The sequence below is a fragment of the Kitasatospora sp. NPDC089509 genome (assembly GCF_044749365.1).
Lineage (GTDB): Bacteria > Actinomycetota > Actinomycetes > Streptomycetales > Streptomycetaceae > Kitasatospora.
In genome coordinates this window covers 160,328-177,675 of sequence record NZ_JBIVHS010000012.1, presented here as the reverse complement: position 1 = coordinate 177,675, position 17,348 = coordinate 160,328, and the positions used below count along the sequence as shown (strand labels likewise).

The 17,348-nt window shown below is 75.4% G+C and carries 18 protein-coding genes; 7 read left to right on the top strand and 11 right to left on the bottom strand.

Features of this window, described 5'->3' with window-relative positions:
• Nucleotides 1-12 precede the first annotated feature (12 nt).
• Nucleotides 13-936, top strand: coding sequence for an alpha/beta hydrolase (locus ACIP4P_RS24925; RefSeq protein WP_400921869.1), 924 nt, complete (start codon nt 13-15; stop codon nt 934-936).
• 264 nt (nt 937-1,200) lie between these two features.
• Entirely contained in the window at nt 1,201-1,524 is a 324-nt protein-coding gene (locus tag ACIP4P_RS24920) for a hypothetical protein (protein WP_350514993.1), read from the top strand.
• A gap of 50 nt (nt 1,525-1,574) precedes the next feature.
• On the opposite strand, the gene ACIP4P_RS24915 is transcribed toward ACIP4P_RS24920, so the two are convergent.
• Nucleotides 1,575-2,705 (bottom strand): FAD-dependent oxidoreductase, encoded by a 1,131-nt coding sequence (locus tag ACIP4P_RS24915; RefSeq protein ID WP_400921866.1) that lies wholly within the window; start codon nt 2,703-2,705, stop codon nt 1,575-1,577.
• A 368-nt stretch (nt 2,706-3,073) separates the two neighbouring features.
• Here ACIP4P_RS24915 and ACIP4P_RS24910 point away from each other — a divergent pair, with 368 nt between their 5' ends.
• Nucleotides 3,074-4,225 (top strand): GTP-binding protein, encoded by a 1,152-nt coding sequence (locus ACIP4P_RS24910; RefSeq protein ID WP_400921864.1) that lies wholly within the window; start codon nt 3,074-3,076, stop codon nt 4,223-4,225.
• Between the two features lie 69 nt (nt 4,226-4,294).
• On the opposite strand, the gene ACIP4P_RS24905 is transcribed toward ACIP4P_RS24910, so the two are convergent.
• Nucleotides 4,295-5,428 (bottom strand): hypothetical protein, encoded by a 1,134-nt coding sequence (locus tag ACIP4P_RS24905; RefSeq protein WP_400921862.1) that lies wholly within the window; start codon nt 5,426-5,428, stop codon nt 4,295-4,297.
• A gap of 45 nt (nt 5,429-5,473) precedes the next feature.
• Nucleotides 5,474-7,102 carry a M48 family metalloprotease gene (locus ACIP4P_RS24900; RefSeq protein ID WP_400921860.1) on the bottom strand — a complete coding sequence of 543 codons (1,629 nt, stop codon included), beginning with the start codon at nt 7,100-7,102 and terminating at the stop codon, nt 5,474-5,476.
• Between the two features lie 361 nt (nt 7,103-7,463).
• Between ACIP4P_RS24900 and ACIP4P_RS24895 the strand changes: the two genes are divergently transcribed.
• A complete protein-coding gene (locus ACIP4P_RS24895) occupies nt 7,464-8,420 on the top strand; it encodes a DUF4331 family protein (protein WP_400921857.1) in 957 nt (318 codons plus the stop codon).
• Between the two features lie 28 nt (nt 8,421-8,448).
• Here the strand turns inward: ACIP4P_RS24895 and ACIP4P_RS24890 are convergent, their stop codons facing one another.
• Nucleotides 8,449-8,673, bottom strand: a complete 225-nt coding sequence (locus ACIP4P_RS24890) for a hypothetical protein (protein ID WP_350514999.1) — start codon at nt 8,671-8,673, stop codon at nt 8,449-8,451.
• 149 nt (nt 8,674-8,822) lie between these two features.
• On the opposite strand from ACIP4P_RS24890, the gene ACIP4P_RS24885 reads away from it, so the two are divergent.
• Entirely contained in the window at nt 8,823-9,866 is a 1,044-nt protein-coding gene (locus ACIP4P_RS24885) for a homoserine dehydrogenase (RefSeq protein ID WP_400921855.1), read from the top strand.
• Between the two features lie 28 nt (nt 9,867-9,894).
• Here the strand turns inward: ACIP4P_RS24885 and ACIP4P_RS24880 are convergent, their stop codons facing one another.
• The gene (locus ACIP4P_RS24880; protein WP_400921853.1) at nt 9,895-10,737 is read right to left on the bottom strand and encodes a helix-turn-helix transcriptional regulator; all 843 of its coding nucleotides are present in this window, start codon (nt 10,735-10,737) and stop codon (nt 9,895-9,897) included.
• Nucleotides 10,738-10,865: 128 nt separating this feature from the next.
• Between ACIP4P_RS24880 and ACIP4P_RS24875 the strand changes: the two genes are divergently transcribed.
• Complete coding sequence (locus ACIP4P_RS24875) at nt 10,866-12,053, top strand: MFS transporter (RefSeq protein ID WP_400921851.1); 1,188 nt, start codon at nt 10,866-10,868, stop codon at nt 12,051-12,053.
• Nucleotides 12,054-12,074: 21 nt separating this feature from the next.
• Here the strand turns inward: ACIP4P_RS24875 and ACIP4P_RS24870 are convergent, their stop codons facing one another.
• The 5 genes from ACIP4P_RS24870 to ACIP4P_RS24850 all read right to left on the bottom strand — a co-directional run bounded on the left by ACIP4P_RS24870 (nt 12,075) and on the right by ACIP4P_RS24850 (nt 15,446).
• Complete coding sequence (locus ACIP4P_RS24870) at nt 12,075-12,347, bottom strand: hypothetical protein (RefSeq protein WP_400921849.1); 273 nt, start codon at nt 12,345-12,347, stop codon at nt 12,075-12,077.
• Nucleotides 12,348-12,365: 18 nt separating this feature from the next.
• Entirely contained in the window at nt 12,366-12,731 is a 366-nt protein-coding gene (locus ACIP4P_RS24865; RefSeq protein WP_400921847.1) for a DUF488 domain-containing protein, read from the bottom strand.
• Between the two features lie 149 nt (nt 12,732-12,880).
• A complete protein-coding gene (locus ACIP4P_RS24860) occupies nt 12,881-13,672 on the bottom strand; it encodes an SDR family oxidoreductase (RefSeq protein WP_400921844.1) in 792 nt (263 codons plus the stop codon).
• 46 nt (nt 13,673-13,718) lie between these two features.
• Nucleotides 13,719-14,192 carry a nucleoside deaminase gene (locus ACIP4P_RS24855; RefSeq protein WP_400921842.1) on the bottom strand — a complete coding sequence of 158 codons (474 nt, stop codon included), beginning with the start codon at nt 14,190-14,192 and terminating at the stop codon, nt 13,719-13,721.
• A 96-nt stretch (nt 14,193-14,288) separates the two neighbouring features.
• Entirely contained in the window at nt 14,289-15,446 is a 1,158-nt protein-coding gene (locus tag ACIP4P_RS24850; protein ID WP_400921840.1) for an AI-2E family transporter, read from the bottom strand.
• Nucleotides 15,447-15,554: 108 nt separating this feature from the next.
• On the opposite strand from ACIP4P_RS24850, the gene ACIP4P_RS24845 reads away from it, so the two are divergent.
• The gene (locus tag ACIP4P_RS24845) at nt 15,555-16,367 is read left to right on the top strand and encodes a DUF1963 domain-containing protein (protein WP_400921838.1); all 813 of its coding nucleotides are present in this window, start codon (nt 15,555-15,557) and stop codon (nt 16,365-16,367) included.
• Nucleotides 16,368-16,370: 3 nt separating this feature from the next.
• Here the strand turns inward: ACIP4P_RS24845 and ACIP4P_RS24840 are convergent, their stop codons facing one another.
• A complete protein-coding gene (locus tag ACIP4P_RS24840) occupies nt 16,371-17,306 on the bottom strand; it encodes a terpene synthase family protein (protein WP_400921836.1) in 936 nt (311 codons plus the stop codon).
• Nucleotides 17,307-17,348: the final 42 nt, after the last annotated feature.

Sequence of the window (17,348 nt, the reverse complement as noted above, 5' to 3'; positions counted from 1 at the left end):
GGAGGCACAACCATGAGCAAGGCACAGCGCGCCGAGATCGACGCGATGCTGCGACGGCCGCAGCCCGAGGGGCCGCGGTCGGTCGAGGAACTACGGGCGGGCTTCCGGGCCCTGATGGCCCGGATGGCCGTGCCCGACACCATCCGCACCGGGTGGACGACGCTCGGCGACCGACCCGCCCTGCGGGTCGAACCGGAGGACGGGCCCCGGGCCGGGACGATCCTGTACTTCCACGGCGGCGGCTTCGTGTTCGGCTCGCCCGAGACCGCCCTGTCCCTGACCGGGAACCTGGTGGCCAGGACCGGCTTCGGCGCTCTCTCGGTGGACTACCGGCTGGCCCCCGAGCACCCCTTCCCGGCCGCGATCGACGACACCCTGGCCGCCTACCGCGCCCTCCTCGACAGCGGCGAGGACCCGTCGACCATCGTGTTCGCCGGTGACTCCGCCGGTGGCGGCCTCACCGTGACCACCTGTCTGGCCGCCCGCGACGCAGGGCTCCCGCTGCCGGCCGCCGTCCTGGCCTTCTCCCCGGGCCTGGACGCCACCCGAACCGGCGAGAGCACGGTGACCAAGGAGGGCATCGACCCGATCTTCACCCGTGCCGCCCTCGAACACACCGGGGGCATGTACCTCGCCGGAGCCGACCCGCACCAGCCCCTGCTCAGCCCGGCCGTCCTCGCCGACCTGACCGGCTTCCCGCCGATGCTGATCCAGGTGGGCGCCAACGAGCTCCTGCTGGACGACTCCACCCGCCTCGCCGTGCGCGCGCGGTCGGCCGGAGTGGACGTCGCCCTCGACGTCACGGCCGATGTGCCGCACGTCTTCCAGGCGTTCGCCGGCGTCCTGGACGAGGCGGACGAGGCCCTGGAGCGCGCGGCCCTGTTCCTCACCCAGCGTCTGCGCGCCGCGCGCCCGGCGCACCCGCCGGTGGAGTAGCACTCACCCCGGCTCCCGCCGCGCCCGGCGCTTCGACCCGATCGGTCGACCGGTCGGCCGTCGGCATACGGACGGTGCGCGCCGGGGAACCACAGAGCACGAACCTCGGCTTGTGCGCAGGCTTTACGGTCGGCCGGTTGCGCGGTTCGCTGATGCGGGAGGAGCCGAGCCGACGGCGTCGGCCCGTCGGGTCCGTTCCCACCCGCGTCGCGGGAGGTGGCGGGCGGGCGGCCTCGGGCGGCCACGCGGTGGGAGGTGGCGGTGATGGACGGCTCCGGGTTGTCCCGGCGGGAACTGCTGATCCTGGCGGAGATCGAACGCGGCCTGAGCGCCGAACGCCGGCTGGGCCGGGCGTTGACCCGGATGCGGCGCGGGCCGCGCTGGCTGCTGGGCGGGGTGCTGCGAGGGGCGGTCCGGGTGCCGGTCTCGCTGTTCGCGGTGCTGCTGGCCCTGTCGGCGGGCCTGGTCCTGGTCAGCGCCGACGACAACTCGCCCGGGGTGCTGGTCGGCTTCGGGCTGGTGTGGCTGCCGACCCTCCTGCTGGCGGTCGCGCGACTGACCGCCCACCGCAAGGGCATCGTCCGGTGACGGGTGCCGCCGGCCCGGGCCGACGGCACCCGTCACCGTCCCGGCCCGCCTCAGCGGGCGGGGGTGAACTCCGCCAGCCGGGACAGGCCGTCGGCGACCGCCGTGAACCCGCGTTCCAGCATCACCAGCTCGTACTCCCGTACGGCGGAGATCAGTTCGGCCTCGCCGCGGTGGACGGCGGCGAGTGAACGGCAGAGCAGCGCGGCGTCCCGGAAGGCCAGGTTGGCGCCCTGGCCGGCGCTGGGTGGCATGGGGTGGATCGCGTCTCCGAGCAGGGTGACCGGCCCGGTGCCCCAGTGCGGGACGGGCTCGGCGTAGCGGATCGTCAGCGGCGAGCCGTTGCCCACGTCGGACCGCCGGACCAGTTCGACCAGGTCGGGGTGCCAACCGTCGAGCAGGCCGAGCAGCCGGTCGCGCACCTCCACCCAGTCCGCGGGCTCCGGCGTGAGCGGCTCGGGCAGCATCACCACCCAGCGCAGATAGCTTGCGACGTCCGGCAGTTCGACCTCCGGCGCCAGCTCGGCGGCCGCGAGCCGCGGCGGTCGGCGGAACTCCATCCGGCCGATCAGCAGGCTCGCCCCCGGCCCGTGCACCAGCGTCCCGGCCCCCGGCACCAGGGCGGCCAGCCGCTCGGTCAGTGAGGTGCGCCCGAGCAGCGAGCGGCCCGGGAGCTCGACGACCCCGGCCCCGGGCAGCAGTTGCCGGCGCACCGCCGAGCCCACGCCGTCCGCCCCGACCAGCAGGTCACCCACCACGCCGGTGCCGTCCGCGAACCGGGCCTCGACCCGGCCGTCCGCCCGCTCCGCGTACCCGACCACGGCCCGGCCGAACTCCACCCGCCCGCCCAGCCCGGAGAGCAGCAGCTGCCGCAGCACGTGCCGGTCGGCGGCGGTGCCCCCGTCCGACCGGCCGAGTCGCCGCACCTCGTTCAACTGCTCGTCCACCACCCGCCGTTCGCCCGCCAGCGGCCCGGTCACCGCGGTGAGCAGCCCGTGCAGCCGGGGCGGCAGGCACTCCCGGAGCGCGCTCGCCCCGGGTTCGTCCAGCCCGATCCGGAAGCCCTGGTAGCGGCTGTCCGCACCGCCCTCGCGCTCGAAGACCCGCACCTCGATCCCGGCCCGGACCAGGCCCTGCGCCAGACACAGCCCGCCGATCCCGCCACCGGCCACCAACACCCTCATGCCGTGCTTCCCCACCTCATCGCGCCCGCGAGCGGACGACCGAACGTTGTGCCGTCAGCCTCGCCGAACGGGGCGGACGGAGGGCAGCCCCCTCCGTCACCGAACGGACATGACAGCTGTCACAACGCTCGGCCCGTTCGGCCGACCACCGGGTCCGACGGGGCCTCCGCCCGGCCCGAACCCGTGGCTCCGCTCCACCTTCGCCACGTGCGGGGTGTAGCTCTCGTCCCACTCGGCCCGCCCGCGCCGCTGCGCCGCACGGTGCTCGACGTCGGTCCGCCGCCGGGGTCGGGGTGGAGCGCGGACGCGGACTGTGGTGAAATGACATCCGTTTTCATCTTGCCCCCGAGTGACCAGGATGTGCTCCCGTGTCCCTGCCCGCCGTCCGCCCGCTGCCGGTCACCGTCCTGTCCGGATTCCTCGGCGCCGGAAAGACCACCCTGCTCAACCACGTCCTGCACAACCGCGCGGGCCTGCGGGTCGCGGTGATCGTCAACGACATGAGCGAGATCAACATCGACGCGGCGCTGGTGCGCGACGGGGGAGCCGAGCTGTCCCGCACCGAGGAGCGGCTGGTCGAGATGACCAACGGCTGCATCTGCTGCACCCTCCGCGACGACCTGCTGGAGGAGGTCGACCGGCTCGCCCGGGCCGGCCGCTTCGACTACCTGCTGATCGAGTCCAGCGGCATCTCCGAGCCGATGCCGGTCGCCGCGACCTTCTCCTTCGCCCGCGACGACGGCGCGACCCTCGCCGAGGTCGCCGCCCTCGACACCATGGTCACGGTCGTGGACGCCGCCAACTTCCTGCCCGAGCTGGCCCGGGGCGACGAGCTGACCGCGCGCGGCCTGGACCAGTACGAGGACGACGAGCGCACGGTCAGCGACCTGCTGATCGACCAGGTGGAGTTCGCCGACGTCATCGTCCTCAACAAGCTCGACCTGGTCACCGGGGAGGACGCGGTACGGCTGCGGGCCGCCCTGACCCGGCTCAACCCCTCGGCCCGGATCGTCCCGGCCCGGCACGGCCGGGTGGACCCCGCCGAACTCCTCGGCACCGGCCGCTTCGACGTCGAACGCGCCCAGCAGGCCCCGGGCTGGGTCGCCGAGCTCAACGGCGACCACGTCCCCGAGACGGAGGAGTACGGCATCTCCAGCACCGTCTTCCGGTCCGAGCGGCTCTTCCACCCCGCCCGGCTCTGGGAGTTCGTCACCGAGGGACTGGACGGCGGGGCCTACGGAGGCGTCCTGCGCTCCAAGGGGTTCTTCCGGCTCGCCACCCGGCCGGGGCTCACCGGCCTCTGGTCCCACGCCGGTTCGGTGGCCCGGTTCGAACCGGTCGGGGTGCACACACCGGACCAGGGCCAGGAACTGGTCTTCATCGGCACCGACCTGCGGGTCGAGGCCCTGCACGCCCGGCTCGCCGACTGTCTCCTCGGCGCCGACGAACCGGTCGACCCCGCGGCGGACCCGTTCCCGGACTGGGTGGCCCACGGGGTCGAGGACGCCTGCGCGGTCTGACGCTCCGACGCATCGAGGGTCCGGCCGGGGCACCCCCGGCCGGACCCTCGAACCCACGGACCGTCCGGGTCAGCCCTCCTTGCGGGCCGCCGCCACCGCGCCCTGGACGGCGGCGATCCGCAGGTCGATGAAGGACTGCCGGGGGTCGTTGAAGTTGGTGAACGGCTGCGGGATGTACCGGCCCAGTGCGCGGTACTGCTCCAGCGCCTCGGTGTGCCGCCCGGCCCGGGTCAGGGCGTAGGCCAGCCAGCCGTGGGCGTACGGGAGCCGGTGGTGGCCGGGGTCGGCGGCCGCCAGGTCGGCGAGCGCGGCGTCCAGGGCGGCGCCCACCTCGGGCCGCTTCCAGGCGGTGAGCTTCTCCCGGTCCTGGCCGAACTGCTCGTAGTAGGCCTCCAGTTTGACCGGCGCGAGCAGGCTGCCGGCCGGTGCGGCGGCGATCGCCTCGTCGATGAAGCCGTGCATCAGCTCGTGGCTGCCGTGCCACTTGTCGCACCAGTACTGCAGCGCCCGGGTGTGCGCCGCCCAGTGGTGCGGGTCGCGCTTGACCAGCTCGGCCCAGAGCTGCCGGAAGCGGTCGTTCGGCCAGCCGAGGCCCATCGCGATGGAGGTCTGGACCACCCAGGGGTTGGGGTCGTCGGCGGGGGCCAGCGCGACGGCCGCCTCGGCGGCCTCGTGGGCCTCCCGCAGGACCCGGTGGAAGCTGTCGAACTGCTCGCGGCTGACCTGGTTGGCCCGGGCGCCGGTGCGGATGTTCCAGGCCAGGTAGACCAGGGCGTCCGCGTGCAGCAGCGCGGCGGTCGGGTCGTCCGGGTGCTCGGCGCGCCAGGCGCGCAGCCAGGTGTCGTCCTCGGCGGCCAGCTGGGCCAGCCCGCGCTGGCGCCGCCAGCGCAGGTCGGCGCTGCCGTCCGCGGTGAGGTGGGCGGCGGCGGGCCGCCAGTCGCCGGCCTTGGCGGCGGCCAGCGCGGCCGCCTCCTCGGCGTCGGGCTCGTCGTCCGTCACCAGGTCGGCGCCGGGCAGCAGCCCGTGCTCGGCCGGGACGATGGTGTTCTTCGCCCGGCCCTCGGCGGCGAGCCGGGCCTCGTGGCCGGCGATGGTGGCCTTGGCCCGCTCCAGCTGGGCCAGCTTGCGCTTGGCCAGCCGGGTCATGACGACCGGGAACAGCAGGATCAGGCCGACGACGGCCAGCACGATGATGCCGATCAAGGGGGTTTCCTTCCAGGGGTCCGGCGGCCGGGGCCGCCGGACCGGTCAGACGCCGGGGGTGACGGGCGAGGGCAGGCCGGCGCCGGTGAGCAGGGCGCGCAGCGGGGCGGTGTCCGGGGTGTCGGCGCAGGCGGCGGTGAGGGCGGCGTCGAAGCCGTCCTCGAAGCCGTCCGGCAGCCGGAGTTCGGCCGGTCCGGACCAGGACAGCTCCCAGCCGGCCAGGCCGGCCTCGGCCAGCGCGACGACGGTGGCGTGCCCCAGCTCCTCGCGCAGCATCGGGCGGGCGAACTCGCGGGCGGCCCGGCCGGTCGCGACGGCGGCCTGCTCGCTCTTCGGCAGCCGGTCGGTGAACTCCCAGGCCCGGCCGGCGTCGATGCCGTCCAGCAGGCCGTGCACGGTGGGCGGCAGGCCCAGCCCGACCAGCGCGTTCCGGGCCGGAACGGCGGCCTCCCGGGCGTGCGCCAGCATCGCGGTGCGGACCAGCTCGGGCCACTCGACCCGCTGCTTGCCGGACGCCTCCGGGATCAGCGTGACGACCTCCAGCTCGGCGAGCACCCGCTCCGCGTCGCGCAGCAGCGCCAGGGCGGGGCCGGTGGCACCGGCGCCGCGCCCGTCCTCGGGCAGCTCCTCGATCGCGGCGACCCGCAGGTGGATCGGCGGGTGCGAGTCGTACGGGTCGGGCGTCTCCTCGGGCAGCTCCAGCGCGTGCTCGGCCAGCTCGGCCCGGCGCTTGGGGTCGCTCAGCAGGTGGGCCAGGCCGCCGAAGACCTGACCGGGCGGCGGGAGCAGGCCGGCGTCCCAGCCGATGGTGGCGTAGCGGTTGAGGTAGAAGTCCTGGGCGGCGTCCAGGGTCGGGATCCGGCGCAGCGCGGAGGCGGTGGCGTCGCGGCCCGCGAGCTGGGCGGCGACCCGGTCGGCCGCGTACTCCTGGCGGCGGCCGACCGCCTCGGAGACCCGGAAGTAGAGCTTGGCGTAGAGGGTGAAGAGCTTGGCGAGGACCCGGTCGACGCCGCCGCCGGCCTGCTCGCTCGACGGCTTGCGGCCCTTGGCCAGCCGCTTCTCGGCCTTGGCGGCGAGCTTGGCGGCCTCGCCGGCCTGGTGCTGGTCGGCGCGCTGGTGCAGTCCGCCGATGGTGTTCAGGATCGCCCGGCGTCCGGCGACGGTGACGGCGGCGAGTTTGACGTCCCGGTTGCTGTAGTGGCCGAACTCGTGCGCCAGGACGGACTCCAGCTCGCCCTCGGTGAGGCCGAGCAGCAGCGGGGCGCCGATCACCAGGTGGCGCTTGCCGGGGATCAGGCCGAGCAGCCTGGTCTCCTCCCGGACGCCCGCGTTGACCTCGGGCACCAGCCGGATCTCGGCCGGGCCGCGGACGCCGGTGCGCTCGGAGATCCGGTCGACCATCGCCCAGAGCTCGGGCTGCCGCTCGCGGGTGAGCAGCACGCCGGGCAGTTCGCCGTCGTCCTTGCGACGGCGGGTCAGGAACACCACCCGGACCACCGGGTAGCCGATCGCGATGCTCAGCGCCCAGACCTTGGCCAGCGCGGGGCTCAGCTTGCCCGCGGCCTGGTAGAGGGCGATGTCGAGGGCGAGCAGGCCCCCGAGGATGCCGAGGGCGAGCAGGTAGAAGCCGGCGAGCAGGGCCACGGCCGTGACGGCGCGGCCGGATGTGCTCATGACGGTGGAACGCTGGGGCGCGCCCATGTGATGGTCCTCCCCCTGGGCGCGCCGACAGGGCGACGCGCGGTCCTTGCATGGTGAACGGGTGTACGACGAGTGAAGATCGTAGCGGTCGCCAGAAGGCCTTCGCACCAAGGTTTCCGCCCCCGGAACACCGCTCCCACCTGCGGGTTCACGGCGACTTCCGATTCGTGCGGGCTTGCGGGGATTCGTTGACCCGGATCGGCCGTGGTGGCCGAGAGTAACAATTCGGCACACCCGCCGCCGGACCGGTCCGACGTGCGGCAACGGTGTGAATCCGCGGCACCGAGGGTGCACCGGCCGGGCGCGAACGCGGGCGGCTGCCGATGCTGGAGGCATGTCCCATCACCTCAGCGGCCCGAACCTCCGCTCCCCCCTGGGCGATGCCCGGCTCGACATGACGGACCTGTTCGCCTTCGCCGTGCCCGGCGGCCGGACCGTCCTGATCCTCGACGTCAACCCGGTCGCCCCCACCGGCGGGGACGCGTTCCACCCGGACGCCGTCTACCGCATCAACGTCGACACCGACGGCGACCACCGGGCCGACGTCGCCTACAGCTTCGTCTTCTCCCGGCCGGAGAACGGGCGGCAGACCGTCACCGTCCGGCGGGCCACCGGTGACCAGGCCCGGGCCCACGAGGCCGCCGGGCAGGCGCTGTTCACCGACGTACCGGTGAACTTCGGCGCCGAGCACCCGGCGGTGGAGTCCGGACCGTACACCTTCTACGCCGGGTTCCGCAGCGACCCGTTCTTCGCCGACCTGGACGGCATCGTCGCCAAGTTCCAGTGGACCGGCGTGGATTGGGGCGCCGACAAGAACGTCTTCGCCATCGTGCTGGAGGTGCCGGACGCCGACCTCGGCCCGCACCCCGAGATCGGCGTCTGGGGCCGGGTCAGCCTGCGCCAGGACGGGCGGCTGACCTCGGTGGACCGCGGCGCCCACCCCTCCCTGACCGCCTACTTCAACGCGGAGGAGGTCAAGGACGCCTACAACGCCGGCGAACCCGCCGACGACTGGGCCACCTACCGCGAACCGTGGTCAGCCGTCCTCACCCACTTCGGCAACTACGACCCGCAGGCCGCCGAGCAGACCCTGCGCACCGTCCTGCCGGACATCCTGCGCTACGACCGCAGCAGGCCCGCCGCCTACCCCAACGGCCGTACCCTCACCGACGACGTCACCTCGGCCCGCCTCACCATGCTGACCGGCGGCAAGGTCCCCACCGACCACATCGGCCCGCACACCGACCTGCTGCCGCACTTCCCCTACCTCGGCCCGCCGCACGCCAACTGACCGGCACCGCACGGGCGGAGGCCGGCGGTCAGCGACCGGTGACCGCGATCGCCTCCCGGACGGTCAGCAGGCAGGGATCGCAGTACCGGTCCGGCACCTCCGCCCCGGCGCCGTCACCGGCCGGGACCACGCGGCGGGACGGCTCCAGGAACCGCCCGCACAGCGACGCCGTCGCGTCGTCCTTCGCCACCACGTGCCACACCACGGCGGACGGTGACTCCGCCGGGTCGTGCTCGGCCCACATCTCGTACACGGCGACCTCCGGGGTCTCGGGGCTCGGTCACCCCATGCAAACCCGGGACACCCCGGTCGGCCACCGGGCCGGACCCGGTGGGATGGTTGCGCCGCCCGGGGGAGGGGACGCCCCCGGAACGGGCGACGGCCCGGGAGTACGCTGCCCGGATGCCTTCACCAGATCTCAGGACCGATGCGACGCCGCCCGGAGCCGGTGACCCGGCGATCGTGCTCTCGGGCTACGGCCCCGTCGGCCAGGCCTACGCCGAGCGACTGCTGACCCGGGGGGACGGGCTCGCCCGCGACCACGGCGTCCGGCCGAGGCTCGCCGCCGTGCGCGTCGGGTCCGCCCAGGTGCTGCTCGGCGACGACGGACCGGTCCCGCCGCGTACGGAGTGGGAACCGCTGCAGCCCCTGGAACAGACCCTCGACCGGACCGGCGCGCGGGTGCTGGTGCAGGCGCTCCCGTCCTCCCCGCAGGCGCGCGGGCAGGCCGCGGCGGAGGCCGTCCTGGCGCTGCGCCGCGGCGTCCACGTCGTCACCGCCACCAAGAGCCACCTGCTGAGCCACTGGAGCGAACTCGGCGAGGCCGCCCGGGCCGGCGGCAGCCTGATCAGGATCTCCGGGGCCACCGGCGCCGCCCTCCCGACGGCGGACCTGGCGCGCACCGGGGTGCGCGGGCTCGGCTGCCGGTCGATCCGGGCCTGCCCCAACGGGACCGCCACCTTCGTGCTCGACCGCCTCGCGGCAGGCGACCCCCTGGAGCGGGCGATCGGTGAGGCGCAGCGGCGCGGCATCGCCGAGGCCGACCCCTCCGCCGACCTCTCCGGCGCCGACGCGGCCACCAAGGCGCGGCTGATCGCGGCCCTGCTCTGGGGCTGGGAGCCGTCGGCCGTCCGGGTCGAGGCGGAGCCGGTGGACGCCGGGGCCGGCCGGGCGGCGGTGGCCGCGGCCGCCCGTGGGCGCCGGGTACGGGCGGTGGCGAGCGCGAGCGCGGACCGTCCGCTGGTGGTCGAGGTCCGGTTGGAGGAGACCGCCCCGGGCGACCCGCTGTACGCGCTGGCCGGCCCGGAGAAGGCGGTCGTCTACGGCTGCCCGGACGCCGGCGACATCACGGTGAGCGGCGGCCGCTCCAGCCCGCTCGGGGCGGCCCTCGCGCTGCTGCGGGACACCTTGGACGTGACGGTGCCCCGGACGTTCGGCTTCGGCTGAGGGCCCACGTCCGGGAGGGCCCGTGCCCTCAGCCCCCGGCGGCCGCCCGCTCCACCGCCCGCCGGGTGCCCGGGTCCGCCGGGTGCCGGGCCACCAGGTGCAGCTCCGGGTCCTCGGCCGCGATCAGCTTGGCCTGGCGGAAGGTCAGGAACCCCAGCCCGGGGTGGTCGAAGCGCTTGAGCGCCGGGGTGAAGCCCGCCACGTCGTGGCGCTCCCAGCGGGCGGGGAAGCCGGGGTCGGCCGTCGAGACGTCCGCGACGATCTCGGCGAAGCGCGGGTCGCCGGGGTGGCGGTCGGCGGAGGCGCGGAACTGGGCCAGCACCGCCCAGGACTCCGCCTCCCAGTTCTTCAGGATGCTGCGCATCGGCGGCCAGCCGAAGTACAGCCAGATCATGTTCCGCCGCTGGACCGGGAGTTGATCGAGTCCGTCGTACAGCGCGGCCTCGGAGTCGTTGTGGGCGAGGACGTCCCAGTGCCGGTCCAGCAGGCACGCCGGGACGGGGGACAGGGCGGCGACGGTGGCCCGCAGATGGTCGCCGACCGCCGGGCACCCGTCGGCCGCCGGTCGCGGCGCCGCGTCGCCCTCACCCGCGAGTGCGAACAGGTGGCGGCGCTCGGCCGCGGTCAGCCGCAGGGTGGTCGCCAGCGCGTCAAGGACCTGACCGGAGGCGGCGATCGGGCGCCCCTGCTCCAGCCGGGAGCACCAGGACACGCTCACCCCGGACAGCAGCGCCACCTCCTCGCGGCGCAGCCCGGGCGTCCGGCGCCGCGGACCCCCCGTCAGCCCGACCTCGTCGGGGGTCAGCCGCTCCCGGCGGGAGCGCAGGAAGGCACCGAGCGCCGCCCGGCGCTGCACGTCACGATCGTTCATGGTGGGCCCCAGCCTACGGACCCGGCCTCCGGCACCCGATCCGGCCCAGCCTGTCACTCCCACTCCCAGGATGATCCGTGCACGCCTGGCGCCCGGACGGCCGTCGCGGCGCCCCCAGGATGGAAGCCATGACACAGATCGTCCCCGCCGCCGAAGCGGTCGCCGCCCGCCCGGACACCAGGGTCCCGTTCCCGCTGACCGCCGCCGCCTTCACCGCCAACTTCGACCGCTTCGCCATCGGCCCGGTCCTGGTCACCCTCGCCGCCGCGCTGCACGTCCCGCTCGCCACCGCCGTCTCGGTGGCCGGCGGCTACGCCCTCGCCTATGGACTGTCACAACCGGTCTGGGGCGTGCTCTCCGACCGGATAGGCCGGCTGCGGGTGATCCGCGCGGCCCTGGCCGTCGCCGCGCTGGCCGGCCTGGCCTCGGCCGTCGCACCGAACCTGACGGTGCTCGCCGTGCTGCGCGTCGTCACCGGCTTCGCCTTCGGCGCGGTGGTCCCGTCCTCGCTCAGCTTCGTCGGCGACGCGGTCGGCCCCGAGCGCCGGCAGGCCGCACTCGCCGACCTGATGGCCGCGCTCGGGCTCGGCAGCGGACTGGCCGCCCTGTTCGCCGGAGTGGTCGCGAACTGGCTGAACTGGCGCCTGGTCTTCGTCGTGCCGGCGCTCGCCGCCGCGACGGCCGTGCTCGGGCTGCGCGGGGTCGCCGAGCCGCCGCGCGCCCCGGCCGGGAGCCTGGCCACCCAGCTCGGCGCGGTGCTGCGCAACCGGTTCGCGTACCTGGTCGCCGCGCTCGGCGTGGTCGAGGGCGCCGTGCTGCTCGGCGGGCTGACCTTCGTCGCCCCGGCGCTGGAGCACCAGGGCCTGTCCGAAGCCGCGGCCGGCGCGATCACCGCCCTGTACGGCGTGGGGACGCTGGTGTTCACCCGCGCCGTCAAGGCCCTGACCCGGCGCATCCCGGCGCACGGCCTGGCCGCGATCGGCGGCGCCTTCGTGCTGGCCGGGTACGGCGCCGCGGCGGCCGCCCCGGGGGTGTGGACGTACGCGCTGGTCGCCACCCTGCTCGGCGCGGGCTGGGCGTTCCTGCACACCACGCTCCAGTCCTGGGCCACCTCGGTGGTGCCCGAGGCGCGCGGGACGGCGGTCTCCTGCTTTGTCGCCGCGCTGTTCGTGGGCAGCGCCCTGGGCGCCTCGCTGGGCGGCGGACCGGCCGGCCAGGGGCGGTTCGAGCTGCTGTTCGGGGTGGCCGCCGTCGCCACCGTGCCGCTGACGGCCGCGGTGGTGCTCGGGCGGCGGCGCTTCACCGCCCAGGGCTGAACCCCTGGGCCGCGGACCGGCTCAGCGGGCCCGCAGCACCGCCTCGCAGGCCGGGCAGCGCCGGTCGGCCAGGGCGGGCGGGTACCAAGGCTCGCCCGGGCGGGTCGGCCGGTAGTGGGAGTGCTCCATCGGGTCGGTGTCCAGGCCGCACAGGGTGCGCGGGAGCGGGTCCTCGGGCACGTCCGGATCGCCGCCCGCGGCGTGCACCGCGAGCACCGGCGGCTCGACGCCGTCCGGCCCGGGGGCCCCGTCCGGTGCGGGCTCCAGTTCGAACAGGACGATGATCGCCGTCATGTCGGGTCGCCCGGCCGCTCAGTGCTTCCGCTTCGCCAGCCACTCGGCCAGCACGGCGGCCTGGCTGTGGTCGACGTCCCTGGTCGCGGTCAGCAGGGTGAGCGCGTCCCGGTCGGCCAGCTCGCGCAGGTGCCCGACGGCCTCCCGGTGGTCCGCGTCGCGCAGCTCGGCGAGGTAGCGGCGGCGGAACTCGACGAAGCGCTCCGGGTCGTGGCCGTACCACTGGCGCAGTTCGGTCGACGGGGCGACCTCGCGCAGCCACTCGTCCAGGTGGGCGTCCTCCTTCCGCATCCCGCGCGGCCAGACGCGGTCCACCAGCACCCGCTGCCCGTCCTGCGGCGAGACGTCCTCGTAGACCCGCCGGTAGCTGATCTGTGCGGCCATGACGGCGTCCTCCCGGGTCGGTGCGCGGCTGACGGGCCCCGCTCACACCAGCGTGTGCCCGGAACGGGTCGATCCGCACACCGACGGCGCGGGCCCGGGGGGCGCCCCCGGCGTGCCGCCCCGGGGCACCGGCCGGACGGGCGGGGCGCTCAGTGGACGGAGTGGCCCGCGCCGCCGGCCACCGTGACGTCGGTGCCGCTGATGTACGAGGCCAGCGGCGAGGCGAGCAGGGCGATCACCGGGGCGACCTCCTCGGGGCGGCCCATCCGGCCCAGCGGGACGCCGCGCCGGTGCACCCAGCCGGCCGACCACTGCTCGTACGGCTCCGCGCTGCCGGAGGCGGAGTGGACGGCCCGCTGCCGCTCGGTGTCGATGATGCCCAGGCTGACGGTGTTGACCAGGATGCCGTCGGGGGCGAGCTCGGTGGCCATCGAACGGGCCAGGCTGGCCAGCGCGGCCCGGGCGGCGCTGGCGGTGACCAGGGCGGGTTCGGGCTCGCGGCCGATCAGGGCGCCGATCAGTACGACCCGCGCGGCGTCCGAGCGGCGCAGCCAGGGCAGGGCGGCCCGCACCGGGTGCACGGCGCCCAGCAGTTTGCTCTCCAGGTCCTGCTGCCACTGCTCGGGCGTGGCGTCGGTGAAGGTGTTGGGCCCGCCCTCGCCCGCGTTGGCGACCACCGCGTCGATGCCGTCCAGCCGCCGGGCCGCCTCCTCGATGAACCCGGCCACGGCGGGCTCGTCGCGGACGTCGCAGGCGTGCAGATAGAGCTCCCGGTGCCGCCTGGGGTGCCGTCCGGCCCAGGTCCGGGCCAGCCGCCGGCCGTCCCGGGCACAGGTCGCGACCCGGGCGCCCTCGGCGAGCAGCAGGTCGACCGCCGAGCGGCCGACCCCGGAACTGCCCCCCGTGACCACCACCGTCCGACCCGCCAGCTTGAGGTCCATGCCTTCGGAGGCTAGCGGCCGGGGCCCGCCGGTGCATGTCGGCCGGTCACCCCCAGTAGCCGACGTGCACCGCCGAGGCCTCCTCGTACAGGAACGGTCCGACCGCCTCCACCGTGCTGCCGCCGGCCGCGAACACCGTGCGGCAGGGCAGGTCGAGCACCGGCTCCTCCGGGTCCACCCCCGCGATGGCGTTCAGCTCGGTCGCCGCCAGTGCGTAGACCACCCGCCGGATGCCGCTCCAGTAGATCGCCCCGGCGCACATCGCGCACGGCTCGGTGCTGGAGTAGAGCGTGGCGTCGGCGAGTTGGTGCGGGGCCAGGGTGCGGGAGGCCTCGCGGACCAGGTTGGTCTCCGCGTGGGCGGTGACGTCGTGGTCGGTGAGCACGGTGTTCTCGGCCGTCAGCAGGACGGCTCCGGCCGGGTCGGTGAGCAGCGCGCCGAAGGGGTGGTTGCCGTGGGCCCGGGCGGAGGCGGCCAGTTCGATGGCGGCGAGCAGGTGGGCGGGGGAGTGGTCGGCCATGGCGGGTCTCTCCTCGGGCGGTGCGGTCGGCGGGGTCAAACGTATACCGCCGAGGAGGATCCGGTGCGGTCGGGGACGCGGCAGGTCAGGGCCCGGCTAGGGCGCTCCGCGCGAGCGGTGGTCGCGCAGCTCGGAGAACACCGCCCAGGCCACCGACACCACCGGGACGGCGACCACCGCGCCCAGCACCCCGGCCAGCACCGCGCCGCCGATCACCGACAGGGCGATCGCCACCGGGTGGATCCGCACCGACCAGCCCAGCACCAGCGGTTGCAGCAGATGCCCCTCGATCTGGCCGATCACCACGATCAGCGCGAGCACCAGCAGCGCCACCACCGGCCCGCGCGCGGCCAGCGCGACCAGCGCGGCGACCGCCAGCGCGATCGGCGAGCCGATCAGCGGCACCAGCGCCGCGACGAACTCCAGCACCATCAGCGGCAGCACCAGCGGCACCCGCAGCAGGGCCAGGGCGATGCCGACCAGCACCGCGTTGGTCGCCGCCACGATCAGCACCCCACGGGTGTACCCGGCGAAGTTGCGCCAGGCGGTGCGTCCGGCCCGGCTCCAGACCGGCCGGGCCGCGGCCGGGAGCTGGTGCTCCGCCCAGCTCCACATCCGGTCCCCGGAGTGCAGGAAGAACACCGAGCAGAACACCGCGAGGGCGAGCCCGGTGACCAGCTCGACGGCCCGGCTCGCGCCGCTGAGCGCGGTGGTCAGCAGGGCCGAGCGGTGCGCCGCGATGAACGCGCCGACCTTCGTCCGCAGGTCCGTGACGGTACCGGCCCGCAGATGGAAGGGAGCGCCGGTGAGCCAGTGGTCGATCCGGCCGAGCCCGCCGCGCAGCTCGTTCCCCAGCCCGTTCCACTCGTCGGCGACGTTCGTCCCGACCATGGTGAGCACCCCGCCGACGACCGCGACCGCACACACGAAGGCCAGCAGGACGGCGAGCGGGCGGGGCAGTCCCCGGGCGAGCAGGTCGACCAGCGGGCGCAGCACGGAGGTGATCACCAGCGCCAGGAACAGCGCGATCACGGGCACTTGCAGCTGGCCGAGGACCCCGACCAGCAGATAGCCGGCCAGCCCGAGCAGCCCGAGCCGCCAGGCGTACCCGGCGGCGGTGCGCAGCCCGGCCGGGACGTGCTCCTGGGGCGCCGCCGTACGGGCCCGGCGCAGCGCCACCCGGGGCGGGCGGCTGCCGAGCGGCCGCGGGGCCGGGCGGCGCCTGGTCTTGGGACGGTCGTCCGGGGCGGGCATGCCCCCAGCGTCTCCCGGGTCCGGGGGGTCGCACACCTCGGGGGGCGCTGCGGTGGCCCGGCCGAATATCCGGTGCGCCCGGGCGGTGGTCACCGGTACGGTCCGGGCGTGAGTCGTCGAACGCCCCCGCGCCCCCTGGACGTCGAAGAGCTGTTCCCCGAGGTGGTCCCCTTCCGCCGGGAGACCGTGCGGCTGCACCCGCGCGCGGGCGAGCCGGGCTGCGGGGACAGCTCGGTGGGCGGGCCGTTGCTGTGGCCGGCGGGGGAGCCGTGGCCGGAGTGCCCGGAGCACGTCGGGTCGCCGATGGTGGCGGTCGTCCAGGTGCGTCGCGAGGACGTGCCGGCGCTGGTGCCGTTCCCGGCGGGGCGGGATCTGCTCCAGGTGCTGTGGTGTCCGCTGGAGCACGGGATCGATTTGGTGGCCCCGTTGGTCCGCTGGCGGTCCGCGGCGGACGTGGGGGAGGTGCGGCAGGCTCCGCCGGCGCCCTCGGAGGCGCGGTACGGGCGGGTGCCGCGGCCGTGCGTGGTGCATCCGGAGGTGGTGACGGAGTACCCGAGCTGGGACCTCTCGGACGAGGACTGGGACGCCCTGGAGGACCGCTTCCAGCAGGTGGAGGAGGAGACCGGCTGGGAGTACCAGTCCCATCTGTCCACCGCGCCGGGCGTCAAGCTGGGCGGCTTCCCCGGGTGGTGCCAGGACGCGCAGTGGCCGAGCTGCGCGGGGTGCGGGGTGCCGATGGAGCATCTGCTGACCGTGGAGAGCACGGAGGAGTACGACTCCCGGCAGGCGTGGACCCCGGTCGAGGACCGTGACCTCCGGTGGCAGGGCCCGGGCCTGCGCCTCGGTGACCTGGGCGGGGTGTACCTGTTCGAGTGCCACGGCTGCCCCGGGCGGCCGTTCGCCCACCGGTACGACGCCTGACGGCTACCCCGCCGGTGCGCGGTAGCGGTCGGTGTCGGCGAGCCAGGCCTGGAAGCCGTCCGCCCACTGCCGGAGCGCGGTGGCGCGCCGCGCCAGCAGTGGATGGGGCGGGTGGCCGGTCAGGCCCTCGAAGCGGTCGCGGCGCTCGGCGATCCGGTTCCGGACCAGCGCGGCGGCCTCCTCCGGCGGGCGGCCGGTGTGGTGGGCGAGGACCAGGACCAGGTTGTGGACCTCGCCGCAGGCCTGCTCCTTGCGCCAGGAGGCCAGGTCGTTGGTCCAGTTGACGACGTCCCCGGCGGCCGCCAGCAGGTCCAGGTGCCAGGGGTGTTCGAACAGCCCGTCGGGCAGTGAGCGGCCGGCCAGGTGGTCGGCGAAGTCCAGGTCCTCCCGCACGCCGCCGGTGACCCGGCGGAGGGCGACGTACTCCGGCAGCGTCGGGATCCGGCCCCGCCGGCGCTGCCCGGACTCCATGGCGAGGGCGTCGAGGTACTCGCGCAGGTGCCGGACGGTGCGGTGGCGGACGGCGGCGGTCATGGTGGCGGAGGTGCGGCGCCACAGGTCGTCCAGGGCCCGGGTCATCGGCTGGAGCCGGACGGGAGCGTGGCCGTGGACGGCTGCGTGGCCCTCGACGATCGCGGCGAACTCCGCGAGCAGGCGGCTCGTCCGCCGGACGCCCGGGGTTCCGGCCTGGCCTGGCACATGGGCGCCGGTGTCCAGGTGGTCGTCGAGCACGAAGGCCCAGGCGAACCAGTCCGCCAGCACCGGCAGCGACTCCTGCGAGGCCTCCGGGTGGGTCCGGGCGGCCAGCGTCCCGAAGCGGGCCAGCCGGAACCGCTCGGCCGGGTCCGGGCCGGACAGCAGCCCGTGCCGGGTGCACCACTCCAGGGTGTGGGCGTCCGCCTCGGCGGCCCACCGGGGCACGGGGACGGCTGTGGTCACTGGTTCCTCCACCCGACCTCGGTGACCCGACGTGATGATCTC